This is a genomic window from Streptomyces sp. NPDC101151, assembly GCF_044768335.1.
Taxonomy (GTDB): Bacteria; Actinomycetota; Actinomycetes; order Streptomycetales; family Streptomycetaceae; genus Streptomyces.
The window spans coordinates 46055-62389 of record NZ_JBIWPP010000018.1 but is presented as its reverse complement, the minus strand read 5'-3'; the positions used below and the strand labels follow the sequence as shown (position 1 = coordinate 62389).

15 protein-coding genes and 1 pseudogene are annotated in these 16335 nt (G+C 71.7%); 9 read left to right on the top strand and 7 right to left on the bottom strand.

All coding sequences use genetic code 11. From position 1 onward, the window contains the following. Window positions 1–32 precede the first annotated feature (32 nt). The gene (locus tag ACIRU3_RS28670; protein ID WP_404061947.1) at window positions 33–1088 is read right to left on the bottom strand and encodes a lysostaphin resistance A-like protein; all 1056 of its coding nucleotides are present in this window, start codon (window positions 1086–1088) and stop codon (window positions 33–35) included. Window positions 1089–1225: 137 nt separating this feature from the next. Here ACIRU3_RS28670 and ACIRU3_RS28665 point away from each other — a divergent pair, with 137 nt between their 5' ends. The 8 genes and pseudogenes from ACIRU3_RS28665 to ACIRU3_RS28630 all read left to right on the top strand — a co-directional run bounded on the left by ACIRU3_RS28665 (window position 1226) and on the right by ACIRU3_RS28630 (window position 8350). Beyond that, window positions 1226–3595 (top strand): histidine kinase, encoded by a 2370-nt coding sequence (locus ACIRU3_RS28665; RefSeq protein ID WP_404061943.1) that lies wholly within the window; start codon window positions 1226–1228, stop codon window positions 3593–3595. Next, window positions 3592–4242, top strand: a complete 651-nt coding sequence (locus ACIRU3_RS28660) for a response regulator (protein ID WP_404061940.1) — start codon at window positions 3592–3594, stop codon at window positions 4240–4242. Before ACIRU3_RS28665 ends, ACIRU3_RS28660 begins: the two co-directional genes overlap by 4 nt. A gap of 13 nt (window positions 4243–4255) precedes the next feature. After that, window positions 4256–4710: pseudogene (locus ACIRU3_RS28655) on the top strand (biotin/lipoate A/B protein ligase family protein); the annotation flags it as partial. A 210-nt stretch (window positions 4711–4920) separates the two neighbouring features. Then, complete coding sequence (locus tag ACIRU3_RS28650) at window positions 4921–5439, top strand: SAV_915 family protein (RefSeq protein ID WP_404061938.1); 519 nt, start codon at window positions 4921–4923, stop codon at window positions 5437–5439. After that, window positions 5436–5738, top strand: a complete 303-nt coding sequence (locus ACIRU3_RS28645; RefSeq protein ID WP_404061935.1) for a DUF6317 family protein — start codon at window positions 5436–5438, stop codon at window positions 5736–5738. Before ACIRU3_RS28650 ends, ACIRU3_RS28645 begins: the two co-directional genes overlap by 4 nt. Beyond that, entirely contained in the window at window positions 5738–7036 is a 1299-nt protein-coding gene (locus ACIRU3_RS28640; RefSeq protein WP_404061932.1) for a hypothetical protein, read from the top strand. The genes ACIRU3_RS28645 and ACIRU3_RS28640 overlap by 1 nt, the downstream gene beginning before the upstream one ends. Next, window positions 7014–7559, top strand: coding sequence for a hypothetical protein (locus tag ACIRU3_RS28635; RefSeq protein WP_404061929.1), 546 nt, complete (start codon window positions 7014–7016; stop codon window positions 7557–7559). Before ACIRU3_RS28640 ends, ACIRU3_RS28635 begins: the two co-directional genes overlap by 23 nt. A gap of 128 nt (window positions 7560–7687) precedes the next feature. After that, a complete protein-coding gene (locus ACIRU3_RS28630; RefSeq protein WP_404061926.1) occupies window positions 7688–8350 on the top strand; it encodes a hypothetical protein in 663 nt (220 codons plus the stop codon). A gap of 6 nt (window positions 8351–8356) precedes the next feature. Here ACIRU3_RS28630 and ACIRU3_RS28625 read toward each other — a convergent pair whose 3' ends face one another. After that, window positions 8357–8902: a TlpA family protein disulfide reductase gene (locus ACIRU3_RS28625; protein WP_404061923.1), complete on the bottom strand. Its 546-nt coding sequence runs from the start codon at window positions 8900–8902 to the stop codon at window positions 8357–8359. Window positions 8903–9011: 109 nt separating this feature from the next. Between ACIRU3_RS28625 and ACIRU3_RS28620 the strand changes: the two genes are divergently transcribed. Further along, complete coding sequence (locus tag ACIRU3_RS28620) at window positions 9012–9503, top strand: DUF3515 domain-containing protein (RefSeq protein WP_404061921.1); 492 nt, start codon at window positions 9012–9014, stop codon at window positions 9501–9503. Between the two features lie 43 nt (window positions 9504–9546). Here the strand turns inward: ACIRU3_RS28620 and ACIRU3_RS28615 are convergent, their stop codons facing one another. The 5 genes from ACIRU3_RS28615 to ACIRU3_RS28595 form a co-directional block, all read right to left on the bottom strand. Beyond that, window positions 9547–11082 carry an NCS1 family nucleobase:cation symporter-1 gene (locus tag ACIRU3_RS28615; RefSeq protein ID WP_404061918.1) on the bottom strand — a complete coding sequence of 512 codons (1536 nt, stop codon included), beginning with the start codon at window positions 11080–11082 and terminating at the stop codon, window positions 9547–9549. A 147-nt stretch (window positions 11083–11229) separates the two neighbouring features. Continuing rightward, window positions 11230–12249 carry a TIGR03842 family LLM class F420-dependent oxidoreductase gene (locus tag ACIRU3_RS28610; RefSeq protein WP_404061915.1) on the bottom strand — a complete coding sequence of 340 codons (1020 nt, stop codon included), beginning with the start codon at window positions 12247–12249 and terminating at the stop codon, window positions 11230–11232. An 11-nt stretch (window positions 12250–12260) separates the two neighbouring features. After that, on the bottom strand, window positions 12261–13703 hold the full coding sequence (hydA, locus tag ACIRU3_RS28605; RefSeq protein ID WP_404061912.1) for a dihydropyrimidinase: 1443 nt from the start codon (window positions 13701–13703) through the stop codon (window positions 12261–12263). Between the two features lie 40 nt (window positions 13704–13743). After that, window positions 13744–14586: a nitrilase-related carbon-nitrogen hydrolase gene (locus ACIRU3_RS28600; protein ID WP_404061909.1), complete on the bottom strand. Its 843-nt coding sequence runs from the start codon at window positions 14584–14586 to the stop codon at window positions 13744–13746. A gap of 155 nt (window positions 14587–14741) precedes the next feature. Beyond that, a complete protein-coding gene (locus tag ACIRU3_RS28595; RefSeq protein WP_404061907.1) occupies window positions 14742–16328 on the bottom strand; it encodes a PucR family transcriptional regulator in 1587 nt (528 codons plus the stop codon). Window positions 16329–16335 lie beyond the last annotated feature (7 nt).

Here is a 16335-nt window from a genome sequence, read left to right as displayed (position 1 = left end):
GTGGCGACGGGCCGGATCACCGGCGGGGCCGCTCACGGCCGGTCGGCAACGTCCGCTTCGACGCCGGGGTACGGGGGCGGAACGGGTGTGCCCTGCGTCGGACGGCCGGCCCAGGGCGGTGCCGAGGGAAAGCCGGTGACGGGTCCGTACGGGGTGGCGAAGAGCGGCGGCTGGACGGGCGGGAGCGGCGCGGGGGCCGTACGGGCCAGTGTGCGGCGGCGCAGCAGCCACACCACGGTTGCCGTGTACAGCAGGACGCTCGTGACGTCGAGTGCGACCAGTGGCCAGGCCGCGTCCGCCGCGGTCTCGTCGCTCTTGAGCCCGTCGACGGTGGCCGCCGAGACACCGAAGGCGAGGATGTTGTTGACCGTGTGCAGCCCGATGGCCGCCTCCAGACCGCCCGTTCGCCAGGTCAGCCAGCCCGCCGCCGCCCCGAACACCACGAGATCGGCGAATCCCCAGGGCGTGCCCCAGCCGTGGGCGGCGGCGAACAGGAAGGCCTGGGGCAGGAACGCGAACCAGGGCGAGCGCACGAAGGCACCTACGGCCTGCGTCAGCCAGCCCCGGAACACGTACTCCTCGGCGGCCGCCTGGAAGGGAACCAGTACGACGAGCATGGCCAGCGCGGGCCCGAAGACCGTCCAGCCCGCCCACCGGAACTCCTCGCCGCCGTCCCCGGGCAGCAGGAACATGACACCCATCGCCAGGGCGACGACCGGCAGGGCCGTCAGCACGCACAGGCTCAGCCAGCGCCATCTGAGCCTCCCGGTCACCGAGGAGACCGTGCCCGCCGGGCGCTGCCCGATCCAGCGCACGGCCAGCAGCACGACGGGGGTCGCCAGAGCGAGGATCAGCAGGTCCACGGCGGTGCCCGAGACGGGTCCGAACTCCACTGATCCGTCGGCGGACTCGGGGTATCCCTTCCAGGATCCCCACGCGGAGAAGACGCCGTAGAGGACGCTCACGGCGATCGTGTAGACCACGGCCACCACCAGGGTCCCCACCAGCGGACGCCACCATCGGTGGGGCACCGAGAGCCGGGCGAGTCGGTGGTGCGGCAGTGGTTCGGGCAGCGGTGGAAACGTCATGGCATCACCCTCCCCGGCGGCACCCGGCCCTGCCATCGCCCTGCGGCAGGAACGGTCCCTCTATCGCTGGGTAGGGGCCGGCCTCCGCCTCAGGGCAGGTGCCCGGCCCGGGACAGCCCTCTACGCTCGTCGGCGAGATGGAGACGATACGCAACTGGCTTCTGCCCCTGGTGCTGGCGGCCGGACAAAGTGCCCTGCTCTGGCCCGGCCTGGGCCCGGACCAAGCGCCCGGGCTGCCGGGTCTGATCGGCGTCGTGTGCGCCCTGTCCGTGGAGACGGCCGCGCTGGGCCGACGCCGGCAGGCACCCGTGCGGGCTCTGGCCGGGACGCTGTGTGCCTACGTCCTGGGCCTGGCCGTCTGGCCGGACGGCTACCTCGGCCTCGGCACGCTGGTCGCCCTGTTCTCCGTCGCCGTCCGCTGCCCCGTGCCGGTGACGGTCCGGGCCGTCGCCGGGGCCGTGGGCGTCGAGTGGCTGCTGGCCGCCGTGCAGGAGGGCTTGCGCATCTCGCTCCTGACGATGGCGACCGCCCTGAGCGCGTACATCCTGTGCGCGGGACTCGGCGAAGCGCGGCGCCAATGGCTGGGCGGGCGGCTCACCGCGGCCCGCCGGCTGGCCGGAGCGGAGCACGCCCGCCGGACGGCGGGCGACCACGAACGCCGGCGGCTCGCCCGCGAGCTGCACGATGTGAGTGCCCATCACCTCACCTCGGTCGTCGTCACCGTCGATGCCGCGCGCAGGCTCAAGGACAGCAGACCGGAACTGGCCGCCGAGGCACTGTCGTTCGCGCGGCGCACCGGCACCGAGACGGTGGCGGCGCTGCAGCGACTCGTCGGTCTCCTACGGGACACCGACCGTCCGGGTCCGGGGGCCACGAGCGCCGAGATCGAGGAGCTGGTCGCGGGATTCGGCCGACTGGGCCGGCCCGTCGCCGCCCACCTCCCGGGTGACCTGAGCGGCCCCGCGGCCGAGGCGATCCACGGAATCGTCCGCGAGGCCCTCACCAACGCCCTGCGGCACGCCCCCGGCGCCGCCGCCCGTGTGCTCGTCCACCGGGCGGACGGCCTGCTGGAACTGACCGTGGAGAACGCGCCGCCGCGCGCCTTCGCACCGCAGGACACCGGCGGCCTGGGCGGGGGACGCGGCGTGGCCGGTATGCGGGAACGGGCCGCATCGGCCGGCGGCGAGCTGACCGCCGGCCCCGGACCCGACGGCGGCTGGCTGGTCCGCGCGACACTGCCCGACACGGCCGGGCCCCGGCATCCGCCCGGGCCCGAATGGCGGCGCGACGTCCTGCGTGAGCAGCGGCTCGCCGATCCCGCCCTGGCCCTCACCGCGATGATCCTGCCGGTGGTCACCGCCTTCGTGACCACGGAGGACTGGCCGGAGCCGACCAGGCGTGCCTCGGGAGCGGACCTGCTCGTCGTGACCGCGCTGCTGGTCCTGCACGCACTGCCGCTGATGTGGCGCAGACGCGCCCCCGTGGTCTCCTTCGTCGCCGTGCTGGCTACGGCCTGGCTGTGGCCGGTGGCCGTAGCGGTGGTGCCCCTGCCGTCTCGGGTGTCGCAGTTTCTGGCCGGGGGAACGCTCGTGGAGATGCTCGCGCTGTACGCGGTCGCCGCGTACGGGCAGGGGCCCTCCCGCACCTGGCCGGCGGCGATCGCGGGGACCTTCGGCACAGCCTCGGTGCTCACGGCCACGGCCTCCGCCGACGGCGCGCTGGAGGGCGAACCGGTCGGCGGGGGCGTCGTGGTGATGGTGATCGTCCTGTGTGTCCTGCTGACTCCCCTTCTCGCCGCCGTGTGCGGCGCGGGCCTCGTCGTACGGCGCCGGCGCCTGCGCATGCTGGCGAGCGACGACTTCGCGCTCGCCAGCTCGATGTGGCATGCGGAACGGGCCGCCGAGGCCGAACGGCACCGGCTGGCGGTGACCTTGCGCGAGGCCGTACTGCACCACACGGCGTCGCTCGTCGACCTGGCCGGGCAGGGAAGACTCGACGACGTGGCGGCCACGGCCAGGGCGGCCCTCGCCGCCATGCGCGACATGCTGCACAGCCTCGACGACTGCGCGGACCCCGCCGACCGCCTCGCGTGTGCGGACCCCGCCGACCGCCTCGCGCCGTCCCCGACCGCCGCCGACCTCGACACGCTCTGCCGCGCCCTGGGCGCCGCCGGCCGCGACGTGCGGCTGCGCGGCCTGCCCGAGGCCGCGCGGGGCCTTGCGCCGTCCGTGCACGTCGCGACGTACCGCATCGTCGAAGCGGCGCTCGGCGCGGGCGACCACGGGCCGGCCCGGGTGTCCCTGAGACGGCGGCGCGGCACCGTGCACATCACGGTGACCGGCGTCCCGCTCGCCGTCGTCGGCCCGGTCGCCGAGCGTCTGCGGGTGCAGGTCGCCGCGGGCGAGGGACACATCGCTCTCGAGCCGGCCGGTAATGTACGGGTGTCGTTGCCGGCCGGCCCCGTTCCGGCCCCCGTCCAGGAGGTGTCCCCGTCGCCGTACGCGTGATCGTCGTCGACGACCAGGCCGTGGTCAGGGCGGGTTTCGCCGCCATCGTGGACGCCGAACCCGACCTCACCGTCGTCGGCGAGGCCGGCGACGGAGCGACGGCGGTGTCGCTCGCCGCCGCCGAGGCACCCGACCTCGTCCTGATGGACATCCGGATGCCGGGCATGGACGGACTCACCGCGACCCGTCTGATCACCACGCCGGAGAACGGGCCGCGGGTGCTGGTGCTCACCACCTTCGATCTCGACGAGTACGTGTACGAGGCCCTGCGCGCCGGGGCGTCCGGGTTCCTGCTGAAGGACGCCCAGCCCGAGGATCTGCTGGCCGCGATCCGTGTCGTGGCCGCCGGCGACGGCATCCTGGCCCCCGCCGTGACCGGCCGCCTCATCCACACCTTCGCCCAGGGCGCCCCGCGGGTTCCCTCGGCGCCCGGCGCCCTCGGCCAACTCACCCCGAGGGAGCGGGAAGTACTGCTGAAGATCGCTTCCGGCCTCACCAACGCCGAGATCGGAGCCGAACTCGGCGTGACCACGGGCACCGTGAAGACCCATGTGAACGGCCTGCTGTCCAAACTCCGCCTGCGCGACCGGGTCCAGGCGACCATCCTCGCCTACGAGAGCGGACTGATCCGTCCCCGCGCTCTCTGACCGCGGTCGCCAAGGGACCGTGATGTACGGGCTGACCTCGAAGGGCGTCGGGATCGCGGTGCGCCGGGCGCCGGCACACGCCACGGACCGGACCGGACCGACTACGACTGGCAGCTGATCCATGAGGACCCGCAGGCCCCGGCGCTGCACATGGCCCTGGACGAGTTCCTGACCGCGGAGGTCGCCGCGGGCCGGCGGCCTCCCCCACTGCCTTGAGGGCGTGGGGGACCCCCATCGCTGCGGCCATGGGAGTGGGGCGCTCGGGCGGTGGTCATCGGCAGCTTCCAGTCTCTGCGGAACGAGGTGGACCCCGAGGGTGCCGCCCGGCACGGCATCGAGGTGGTGTGGCGGATCTCCGGCGGCGGCGCCATGTTCGTGGAGCCCGGAAACACGATCACGTACTCGCTGTCGGTGCCCGAGGCGCTGGTCCAGGGCCTGTCCTTCCAGGACAGTTACGCCTACCTGGACAGCGAGGGTGCCGTAGCCCGCGGTCTCCCGCGCTCCGGCGCGGCCGGTTCAGCAATGGGTCAAGGCTTGGCCAGCGCGTGGCCAAGCGGTCGTATGAGTTCCGCATGCCCCTTGATCGACACCCTGACATAGGGGGATTCGCCCCGCCGCCCGCTGGCTACCGTGGTCGGGCCGACCGGCCACGCGAACCACGGGGAAGAGGTGACGGCGATGGGCGCACCGATACGTTCACGCCTGCTCGATTTCGTCGAGCCGGAGCCGCCGGGACAGCCGGCCACGGCCGGCCCCACGGAGCGGGCCCCGCAACCACACCGCTCACACCTGCTGGACCTCGTCGAGGCAGCGCCGGCCGCGCGAGCGGCCACGGACGACCGGCCCGGCCCCAGGCCGGGGGTTCCCGCGTACCACACCCCGGTGTTCGTACCGGCGCATCCGAGGTCCGTCGAGGCGACGGGCAGGGACGGCTGCCCGGCGCGCGTGCCCTTCCTCGTCCTGGAGCTGTTCGAGCACCCCTCGCACGGCACCGTCGCCTTCGCGTTCAGCACACCCGGGCGACTGGTGGACGCGCTCGGCGAGGCACAGCCCTGGGTGGCCGGCTCGATCGGCCCGCTGGCCGAGGGCGTGCGCGAGCAGGGCGTCACCATCCTGCTCGACCCGCACGTCGCGCCCGGGGAGCAGAACTGGCAGCCGGCCGACCTGGCCGCCTATGCGCGGGAGGTGCGCCGGTGACGGCCGACTTCAAGGCGATCTACGGCGACCTCGCCACCATGGCGAGGACCTTCCACGAGCAGGCCACCGACTACCGCAAGCTGCACCCCGACGTGGCACCGCCCGTGGTCAGCGGCGGGGACGCGGGGCTGGACCACGCGATCAAGGAGGTGGCCGGCCTCCTCATCGCCCTGCACATCGGCCTGGGCGACCGGATGGACGACCACGGCGACAAGGTCGCGTACGCGCGGGACTCCTTCCACCGGCACGACGTGGACGTCCACGGTGTCTTCGAAGACCTGATGACGGGTGAGGGCTGATGGGCGACAGCTGGGTCGGCGGTGACATCGGCGGACTGCGCACGATGGCCGAGACGTACAAGAACGCCAAGGAAAAGCTCGACGACGTGGTCAAGCCGCTCAGCCGCACCGTCGACACGCTGGTGGACGACGCGAGCTGGAAGGGCGAGGCGGCCGAGTCCTTCCGCGCACGGTGGTCCGAGGACGCGCTGACCGCGGGCGGGTTCGCCGAGCTGGTTCACCAGGCGGGAACCATCCTCGACACACTCGCCGACGCGCTGTCCACGTGCGAGACGGCCCTGCAGAACGCGGAGCACATCGCGACGCGCAAGAACGTGCCGACGGGCGCCAAGGGCGTGCCCCTGCAGATCCTCACGGCGAGTCCGCCCAGCGCGGACGACCAGAAGACGATCTCCGCGATGAACGAGTACGCCAAGGCACGCAACGAGATCCTGCACACGGCGCAGCATGCGCGGCTGGTGGCGGCGCAGCAGCTGCAGGGGTTGTACGCGCAGGTGGCGACGAAGGACGGCGCGACGTCACCCGGGGACAAGGTAACCCTCGCCGACTATCTGCGCGGCCTGTACGCGTACGACGCCGAGGACGCGCGGGCCGGCGGTGCGCAGGCCCGTTCGCAGCTGGACTCCGCCAAGACCGAGGCGCAGGCCGCCAAGAAGGAACTCCGCGCGGAGCGCAAGACGTTCCAGCAGCAGGGCCGGAAGATGCCGGACGACTTCCCCGCCAAGAGCGCCTACCGCGACGCGGTCACCAAGGTCGACTCGCTGGAGGACGCGATCGCCCGCGCCGACAACGGCAGCACCAAGCTTCCCTACGACCGGGCGCTCAACGTGAAGCTGGCCGATGCCGCGGAGGCGCTGCGCGTGGGCAAGAGCCTGGAGAAACTCCCGGACTTCCTCAAGGAGGTGCCGGTGCTTGACGTGGCCGCGGCGGGGGCCTGCGGGCTGCTGGAGGCCTCCGACGACCACGACAAGGGCTGGTCGTGGCAGCACTCGGTCGCGGTCGACGGCGGCGCCAACGTCGGCGGTCTGGTGGCCGGAACGGCCGTCACGGCGGGCCTCGTGGCCCTCGCGCCGTTCGAGGTGCCCACCGCGGTGGTGGCCGGCGTCGGCGGTGGGATCGTGATCGGCGCGACCAGCGTCATCGACCACGCCTTCCACGAACACTGGAGCGAGGACATCCACGACCACGGTGTGGTGGGCGGGGTACTGCACGGCACGGGTCACGTCCTGTCCCAGACAGGGGACGACTTCGTTCGACTGAAAGACGACGTGTGGCATGGCATCAAGAGCATCTTCTAGGGGCACGGCTTCCCTGGCCCCCGCCCGGATCCCGGCCCTGCCGGGGCTCGGCACCACCTGGGTCGAGCGTGGTGCGCGCTACTGGCTGCGCCGCACCTTCAGTGCCGCCGCATGGCTGGCCGCCCTGGCGTTCTGCTGCTACATCGCGCTCGTTCTCTACGGAAGCTTCCGCGGCGCCCTGCCGCCGACCGCGCGCGCGGTGTGGGACTGGGCGCAGGTGGCGGCGTCCGCCGCGGCTCTGGTGTGGGGGTGGCTGGTACAGCGCCGGGACCACCGCAGGAAGCTACTGGACCCGCCCGCCCCCGGCGAGTTCCGTGCCGCCAAACGAGACGAGGTCCGCCGCTCCGTCTGGCTGACCCTCGCCGGTCGCACCCTGTGGCTGATCGCGGCTCCCGTCATGCCCGCGGTGGTGGCGTGGGCCGTCGGCTGGTCCGCCGCGGCCTTCACCGTGCGCGAATATCCCAGCGAGGTCGGCGCCCGCCGCTGGCTCCAGGTGCATAACGGGCAGACCAGTACGTCGTGAACGCGCTGCCGTGACCGGCCGGATACGCAGCGAGTTGACACTTCCGCCCCACAGGCAGTCGTGTGACACTGGCGTCCCCGTCCACCATCCGGACCCTTCCGTACCCCCTCCCCCACGAGAAGTGCGCCGTGCGTTCTCTTCCTCTGCCGCTCGCCCTCACCGCACGCCTGACGCCCGTCGCCGTGCTCGCCTGCGCCGGCTGGGCACTGTCGTCGGGCCCGGCCACACCGTCCGCCGCTGATCACCGGGCGGCCGGCAGGACGCCCACCCAGTCGTCGTCCGCCCCCTCCTCCACCGCGGTGTCGAAGTCGTACGCCACCGCGCCCTCCCCCTGCGCCGGCGTGCCCGCGTCGACCGTCAAGTCCCTGGTGCCCGGGGCGAAGACCGCGGGCAAGGAGATCCCCTCGACCGACACCGAGATCCGCCGCACCTGCTCCTGGAACGCGCTGAAGGGCTACGACTACCGCTGGCTCGACGTCTCCTTCGAGATCGCCGACTCGGACCAGGAGGCGAAGAAGGAGTACGAGCAGCGTGTCACCGAGAAGAGCGGCGGCGGAGCCGTTCCGGGACTCGGGGACTCCGCCTACTCGGTCGTGAACCTCACCACGGAGGACAAGCAGCAGACCCGCGAGGGCGTGGTGCTCGCCCGTGTCTCCAACGCCCTGGTGATCGTCACCTACAACGGCAGCGACTTCGAGTCGAAGAAGGCCCCGGGCACGGAAGAGATCAACAAGGGGGCCATCAAGGCCGCGAAGAGTGCCGTCGCCGCCCTGCAGGGCGGATCCGGCTGACGGCCCTCAGGACCGCACGAGCGGCAGCACCAGGTCGCGCAGCTGCTTTTCGGTGACGACGCCGGAGTGGACGGTCGCCATCCTGCCCCGGGTGTCGACGACGACCGTGAAGGGCACCCCCAGCGGCACCGATCCCTTCGGGAACTTCAGCATCTGGCGGCCGGAGGGATCGCTGAGGCTGGGGTAGGCGAGACGGTGGTCCCGCTGGAAGGACCGGCCGCCGGCGGCGTCCTTGTCGGTGTTGAGCCCGAGGAACCGGACACCCTTGGCGGCGAGGTGCTGGTACGCCGCGTTGAGTTCGGGCGCCTCGGCCCGGCAGGGACCGCACCAGGACGCCCACGCGTTGAGTACGACGACCTTGCCGCGGTAGTCGGACAGCCGCACGGGCTTGCCGTCCAGGCTGTCGCCGGCGAGGTCGGGCGCGGCCTTGCGCTGTCCGGCGGGAACGGGCCCGGTCTCCTCCTCGGCGGGGCCGGAGGTGGCCGTCCCGGCATGGCAGGAGGCAAGCAGCAGACAGGCCGCGGTCCACAGCGGCAAGGGTCGCGTCTTCACGAGGAACGAGTATCGCAACAGCCGCGTGAGGCAGGGATCCTGGGGTGTTGTAGGTTCCGACGTGGATGATCACCGGCGGCAGCCGGAACCGTGACACGAGGGGGCTGCAGTGCGGGTGCGGTATGCGGTCGGGGCCGGAGCGCTGGCGGTCGTGGTGGCGGCGGCCGGCTGGGCGTGGTGGGCCCGGCACGACAGCGGCACCCGGTACGGGCTGAGCGCGGCCGAGCGGGCGTCCGCACCGGCGTGCACGGGCCTGTCCGGGCGCTGGCCCGGCCGGCTCGACGGCCACGGCCGCGAACGGGTGGGTGTGACCGGCGCCGAGGCGTGGGGCGGGGGCGCCGTCACGGCCCGGTGCGGGCTGGTGTCGCCCGGCCCCGACCTCGACCCCTGTGTGAGCGTGAACGGTGTGGACTGGCTGATCGAGCAGGACCGCTCCCGGCGGTCGGGGAAGCAGGTTCTCGTGTCCTACGGGCGCAGCCCCGCCGTGGAGGTGACGATCTCACCCGGTGTGCGTGCCGTGGACGAGGTGCTGACCGAGCTGTCCAGGGCCGTCGCCCCCATCGTGCAGCGTTCGCACTGCCTGGACTCCCGGGGCCGTTGATACCCCCGGCGTCCCGGCGGCGGCCGGGACGCCTCGGCGCCGCTCAGGCGGCCTGCACGGGCTCCTCCTTCCGCCCGGTCAGCAGCGTCAGCACCAGATACAGCACCAACGAGGTGCCGAGGCCCACCGCCCAGCCGTAGTCGGCGAGGGACTTGAGGGCCGGGACGGGGCGTCCGTCGATCAGCGGGTGGAAGTCAGCGCCGCCGACGGCGAGGACACCTCCGGCCACGAAGGCGACCACCGCCCGCCAGTTCCAGCCGCCCGCGTACCAGTAGCGGCCGCCCGTGCGGTAGAGGTCGGCGAGGGCGAGGCGGGTGCGGCGCAGGATCCAGTAGTCGGCGACGAGGATGCCCGCGACCGTGCCGAGCAGGCCGCCGACCAGGCCGAGCCAGGTGAAGATGTAGCCCTGCGGGTCCGAGTAGAGCTTCCACGGGAAGATCAGCACACCGAGCACACAGGTGATCAGGGCGCCGGTACGGAAACTGATCTTCCGGGGCGCGACGTTGGAGAAGTCGAAGGCCGGGGAGACCAGGTTGGCCGCGATGTTCACGGACAGGGTCGCCACCAGCACGGTGACGAGGGCGTAGAGCAGGCCGACCACGTTGTCCGTCTTGGCGGCCAGCTGGACCGGGTCCCAGACCGGCTTGCCGTAGACCGCCTGCGAACCGGAGGTGACGAGCACGGACAGGAAGGCGAAGAGGGTCATCGTGGTCGGCAGGCCGAGCGCCTGACCCCAGGTCTGTGCCTTCTGGCTCCTGCCGTAGCGGGTGAAGTCGGGGATGTTCAGCGACAGCGTGGACCAGAAGCCGATCATGCCCATGAGGGAGGGCCAGAACAGCTTCCAGAACTCGCCGCCCCAGCCCAGCTTCGAGGGCTGGTCGAACAGCGGGCCGACGCCGCCTGCCTTGCTGCTCATCCACCACAGCATCACGAGGGCGCCGACGAGCACGAAGGGTGCGGCCCAGTTCTCGAAGCGGCGAATGGTCTCCATGCCCCGGTAGATGATGGCGACCTGGATCAGCCAGAAGATCGCGAACGACAACCACATGGTCCAGGCGTAGCCGGCGATGTGCGAGGCGTTCGCCCAGCTGTCGCCGATGAGCTTGCCGGCGAGGAAGTAGATGGCCTCGCCGCCGATCCAGGTCTGGATGCCGAACCAGCCGCACGCCACCAGGGCCCGTACGACGGCGGGGAGGTTGGCGCCGCGCACCCCGAAGGAGGCGCGGGCGAAGACCGGGAAGGGGATGCCGTACTTGGGTCCCGCGTGCCCGGTGAGCAGCATCGGCACCAGCACGATCAGATTGGCGAGGGCGATGGTGAACACGGCCTGCTTCCAGTCCATGCCCACCGCGATCAGCCCGGACGCGAGGGTCCAGGAGGCCGTGTTGTGGGCCATCCCGACCCACAGCGCGGAGAAGTTGTACGTCGTCCAGGTGCGCTTCGCCGCGGGGACGGGGAGCAGATCCTCGTTGGCGTAGGGGCCGCTGGGCTGCGGCGAACCAGGGGCGATCTCCACCCGGCCGTCGGCGAGGGTGACTTGAGCGGTCGGCGGTATGGCCGTGGGAGCGGTGTCGGTCATGAGCAGGCCAATCGAAGAGGGGTGGGACGGGAAAGGCCGTGCGGGGGGTGGCTCCGCGGGGGGGGGTGTCCCGTAGCGGGATCGGTACGAGCGCCCTGGGCCCCTTCCCGGGACGGCGGGAAGAGGGGATCAACCGGTCTGCTGCGGTCAGGAGTTGACGGCCGGGATCACCGTCGTGCCGTAGGCGTCGATGGTGGCTTCCTGGGCGTCGTGCATGTCGTACACCGCGAACTGGTCGACGCCCAGCTCACGGAGCGCCTGGAGTTTCTCGATGTGCTTCTCGGCCGGGCCGATCACACAGAAACGGTCCACGATCTGGTCGGGCACGAACTGGGTGTCGGGGTTGCCGCTGCGGCCGTGGTGGGCGTAGTCGTAGCCCTCCCGCGCCTTGATGTACTCGGTGAGTTCGTCGGGGACGTGGGAGGAGTGCTCGCCGTACTTGGCGACCAGGTCGGCGACGTGGTTGCCGACCATGCCGCCGAACCAGCGGCACTGTTCGCGCGCGTGGGCGAGCGCCTCGGGCGAGTCGTCCTCGGTGACGTAGGCCGGGGCGGCCACGCAGATGGTGACCTCGGACGGGTCGCGGCCGGCGGCCACGGCCGCGGCCTTGACGGCCTTCACCATGTACTCGGTCAGATACAGGTCGGACAGCTGGAGGATGAACCCGTCGGCCTCCTCGCCGGTCATCTTCAGTGCCTTGGGTCCGTACGCGGCCATCCACACGGGGAGTTCGGCACCCTGCTTGATCCACGGGAAGGTGATCTTCGTGCCGCCGAGGTCGGCCTCCTCGCCCCGGCCGAGGGCGCGGATGACCTTCATGGCCTCGCTGATCCGGGCCAGGGTGTTGGGCTTGCGGCCGGCGACGCGCATCGCGGAGTCGCCGCGGCCGATGCCGCAGACGGTGCGGTTGCCGAACATGTCGTTGAGGGTGGCGAAGGTGGAGGCGGTGACCTCCCAGGTGCGGGTGCCCGGGTTGGTGACCATCGGGCCGACCGTCAGCTTCGAGGTGTTGGAGAGGATCTGGCTGTAGATCACGAACGGCTCCTGCCACAGCACGGCGGAGTCGAAGGTCCAGCCGTACGTGAAGCCGTTGCGCTCGGCCCGCTTCATCAGGCTGATGACGCGGGAGGCCGGTGGGTCGGTCTGCAGGACGAGTCCGAAGTCCATGGGCACCACTCCTAGGTGAGGTACTGGCAGGTGGAGCGCGGGGTGAAGACGCCGTGCCCGGCGCGTCCGGTGTACTCCCGCTCGGTGATGACGGGTTCGCCGCGCGAGAGCACGGTCTCGACCCGGCCCGTGGTCCGCCTGCCCTCGTACGCCGAGTAGTCGACGTTCATGTGGTGCGTCCTCGCGGACATGACCTGCTCGGCGTGCGGGTCGTAGATGACGATGTCGGCGTCGGCGCCCGGGGCGATGGTGCCCTTCTTCGGGTACAGGCCGAACATGCGGGCCGGGGTGGCACAGGCGATCTCGATCCAGCGGCGGCGGGAGATGTGCCCGTCGACCACGGCCTGGTGGAGCAGGTCCATGCGGTTCTCGACTCCGGGCAGACCATTGGGGATCCTGGAGAAGTCGCCGCGGCCGAGTTCCTTCTGCCCCACGAAGCAGAACGGGCAGTGGTCGGTGGAGACGACCTGGAGGTCGTTGGTGCGCAGGCCCTGCCAGAGCTTGGCCTGGTGCTCCTTGGGCCTGAGGGGCGTGCTGCAGACGTACTTGGCGCCCTCGAAGTCGGGTTCGGCGAGGTTGTCGGTGGACAGGAACAGATACTGCGGGCAGGTCTCGCCGAACACGTTCAGCCCCTCGTCGCGCGCCCGCACCAGCTCGGCCACCGCCTCCATGGCCGAGACGTGCACGACGTACAGGGGCGCGCCGGCGACCTGTGCGAGCCGGATGGCGCGATGAGTGGCCTCGGCCTCCAGCAGGGCCTTGCGGACCTCGCCGTGGTAGCGGGGGTCGGTCTCGCCGCGCGCCAGCGCCTGTTCGACCAGGACGTCGATCGCGATGCCGTTCTCGGCGTGCATCATGATCAGGCCGCCGTTCTCGGCGGAGCGCTGCATGGCGCGCAGGATCTGGCCGTCGTCGGAGTAGAAGACCCCCGGGTAGGCCATGAACTGCTTGAACGAGGTCACCCCCTCCTCGACCAGCAGGTCCATCTCCTTGAGCGTGTCCTGGTTCACATCGGAGACGATCATGTGGAAGGCGTAGTCGATGGCGCAGTTGCCCTCGGCCTTGGCGTGCCAGGAGTCCAGCCCGTCGCGCAGGGTGTGGCCGACGCTCTGCACCGCGAAGTCGACGATCGTGGTCGTCCCGCCCCAGGCGGCGGCCCGGGTGCCGGTCTCGAAGGTGTCGGAGGCGAAGGTGCCGCCGAACGGCAGTTCCATGTGGGTGTGGGCGTCGACGCCGCCCGGGATGACGTACTTCCCGGTGGCGTCGATCACCCTCCCCCACCCTTCCGGCGGGGGTGCCCCCATCTCGCTTCGCTCGGCGGTGAACGCCTCGGCGGCGGGTGTACCGGAGGCGGCGAGGGCGGCGACGCGGCCGTCCTCGATCAGGACGTCGGCATGGATCTCGTCGGACGCGGTGACGACGAGACCGCCGCGGATGACGGTACGGCTGCTCATGGTCCCTCTCCTCGCAGGGTGAACGGTGCGGTCGGTGCGATCAGGGTGCTGTCAGCGGCGTGTAGGCCCCCGGTGCCCGGTCGCGGTAGAACTGCCAGCGGTCGCGGACCTCGCGGAGTTTGGCCAGGTCCAGGTCGCGTACGACGAGTTCGGTCTCCTTGTCGCTCGCCACCTCGCCGACGAACTGGGCCTCGGGGTCGACGAAGTACGTGGTGCCGTAGAAGTCGTTGTCGCCGAGGTCCTCCACGCCGACCCGGTTGATCGCGCCCACGAAGTACTCGTTGGCGACGGCCGCCGCCGGCTGCTCCAGCTGCCACAGATAGCGGGAGAGCCCGCGCGAGGTGGCCGACGGATTGAAGACGATCTCGGCACCGCCGAGGCCCAACGCCCGCCAGCCCTCCGGGAAGTGACGGTCGTAGCAGATGTACACACCGATCTTTCCGACGGCCGTCTCGAAGACGGGCCAGCCGCTGTTGCCCGGGCGGAAGTAGAACTTCTCCCAGAATCCCTGGACCTGGGGGATGTGGGTCTTGCGGTACTTGCCGAGGTAGGAGCCGTCCGCGTCGATCACGGCGGCGGTGTTGTACAGGACACCCGGCTGCTCCTCCTCGTACATCGGCAGGACGAGGACGATGCCCAGCTCCTTGGCGAGCGCCTGGAAACGCTTGACGGTCGGGCCGCCCGGGATCTGTTCGGCGTACTCGTAGAACGCCTTGTCCTGCACCTGGCAGAAGTAGGGGCCGTAGAACAGCTCCTGGAAGCACAGGACCTGGGCGCCCTGCGCGGCCGCGTCGCGGGCCGCCTGCTCGTGGACCTGGATCATGGATTCCTTGTCGCCGGTCCAGGCGGTCTGGAAGAGGGCGGCACGGATCACTCGGCTCATCGGGACCTCCGGTAGCTCGATGTCCGGTGAGCCTAGAAAGCCGCGAGGGACCGTTTGAGTGGCAGCGTGTCACGTCTGCGGGCGCCCGGCGTGTCACCGTGTCACGTGTTCGTGATCCCATGTTTCACCGCCGTTTTCCGAGGTCGTCGCATGTTTCACCCCTGTTGCGCGTCGTGCGCGAGGAGCGCGATGTGCACGGAGGCCGCCTGTTCGAAGTCGTCGAGATTTACGCCCAGCCGTGTCTGTATGGCCTCCAGGCGGCGGTACAGGGCGGGCCGGGAGACATGGTGGAGCTGTGCGGTGCGGGACTTGTTCCGCCCGGTCGCCAGGTAGGTGCGCAGCACGTTCAGCAGCTCCTGGTCGGCCCCGCACAGCAGCCCGTCCAGCTCGCGTTCGGCGAAGGACTGCACCTGCGGATCGTCCCGCAACAGCCGGATCAGGCCGCGCAGATGGACGTCCCGCAGCCGTACGACGGCCGGCAGGTCGAGGGCGCCCGACGAGTCGGCCACGGCGTCGGCGACATGCCGGGCCTCGCGCAGCCCGGCCGGCACGTCGTTCCAGTCGGTGCGCGGATCGGCGGCGGCGACCACCGCGTTCGGCACCCCGGTCTCGGTCCGCAGCCGGGCCGCGAAGTGCGCGGTCAGCGCCTCGGCCTGCTGGTCGCGGGCGAGGCTCAGCAGGACCGCGGTGGCGCCCTCGGCCAGCTCGGCGACCAGTCCGGACAGACCCAGCACCCGCAGCACACGGTCGAGTCGGCCCGGATCCCCGGCCGGGACGACGAGGGGTACGAAGGTGCGCCGGTTCACCGGCAGCCCGGCCGCCCGCGCCCGGGGCAGCAGTTGCCTGGCCGGTACGACCCCGGAGACGAGGTCGGTCAGCAGGCCCTGCGCGGACTGTTCCTCCCAGGTGTGCGCGGAACCGCCGCCGAGCATGCGGTGCAGGACCAGGGCCTCGGCGGCGCGGTCGGCGAGCAGCCGCCCGGTTGCCGTGTCGCCCCGGTACCCGCAGAGCAGCAGCTCGCCCCACCGTTCTCCGCGCCCGCCCAGCTCGGCGCGGATCCAGCCGTCGCCCTCGCCGCCGCCCGCCTGCCGGGCGATCCGCTCCCAGTCGCGCAGCACGTCGTCCACCGCCGGCCGCTCCCCCGCCGTGGCGAGGACGCGGTGCGCGAGGTTGGTGACGACGACCGGGCAGCCGCTGTGCTGGGCGATCTCGTCGAGCAGCCGTTGCAGCGGAGCGCCTGAGGTGATCAGGCCGGTGAGGGCGGTCCGTACGGTCTCCGAGAGGCTGACGGCGGCGAACTTCCGCCGGACCAGCCGGGACTGGACCTCCTCCGTCAACTCGGCGAAGGGGAACGGCCGGTGCAGGACGATCATGGGCAGCCCGCAGCGCTCGGCGGCCCGGCGCATCACCTCGGGCGGCGCGGGAAAGGCCCGGCCGAGCCCGAGTACGACCGCCGCGGCCTCGGCGCGGTGCAGGGACTGGATGTACTCGGCCTGCTTGGCCTCGTCGCCGGCCAGCAGCACACCGGTGGTGAGCACCATCTCGCCGCCGCTGAGCATCACGCCGACGTCGGCGGCTTCGGCGACGTGCACCCAGCGCACCGGCCGGTCGAGCTGTCCGGCCCCGGCCACCACCTCGGGCTCCCCGGCCTGCACCCGCTCCAGGGTGAGCACCTGGCGGACCGAGAGAGCGGGTTCGAGCGGCTGCCGGCCCGAGTGACGGATCTCCGAGGTGGTGGTCATGGCCCTG

Excerpts from the sequence above, each read along its gene's own strand:
- ACIRU3_RS28615 (WP_404061918.1), bottom strand. The coding sequence starts at position 11,082 with ATGACCGACACCGCTCCCACGGCCATACCGCCGACCGCTCAAGTCACC.
- ACIRU3_RS28665 (WP_404061943.1), top strand. The coding sequence starts at position 1,226 with ATGGAGACGATACGCAACTGGCTTCTGCCCCTGGTGCTGGCGGCCGGA.
- ACIRU3_RS28670 (WP_404061947.1), bottom strand. The coding sequence starts at position 1,088 with ATGACGTTTCCACCGCTGCCCGAACCACTGCCGCACCACCGACTCGCC.
- ACIRU3_RS28595 (WP_404061907.1), bottom strand. The coding sequence starts at position 16,328 with ATGACCACCACCTCGGAGATCCGTCACTCGGGCCGGCAGCCGCTCGAA.
- ACIRU3_RS28650 (WP_404061938.1), top strand. The coding sequence starts at position 4,921 with ATGGGCGCACCGATACGTTCACGCCTGCTCGATTTCGTCGAGCCGGAG.
- ACIRU3_RS28640 (WP_404061932.1), top strand. The coding sequence starts at position 5,738 with ATGGGCGACAGCTGGGTCGGCGGTGACATCGGCGGACTGCGCACGATG.
- ACIRU3_RS28600 (WP_404061909.1), bottom strand. The coding sequence starts at position 14,586 with ATGAGCCGAGTGATCCGTGCCGCCCTCTTCCAGACCGCCTGGACCGGC.
- hydA (WP_404061912.1), bottom strand. The coding sequence starts at position 13,703 with ATGAGCAGCCGTACCGTCATCCGCGGCGGTCTCGTCGTCACCGCGTCC.
- ACIRU3_RS28635 (WP_404061929.1), top strand. The coding sequence starts at position 7,014 with ATGGCATCAAGAGCATCTTCTAGGGGCACGGCTTCCCTGGCCCCCGCC.
- ACIRU3_RS28610 (WP_404061915.1), bottom strand. The coding sequence starts at position 12,249 with ATGGACTTCGGACTCGTCCTGCAGACCGACCCACCGGCCTCCCGCGTC.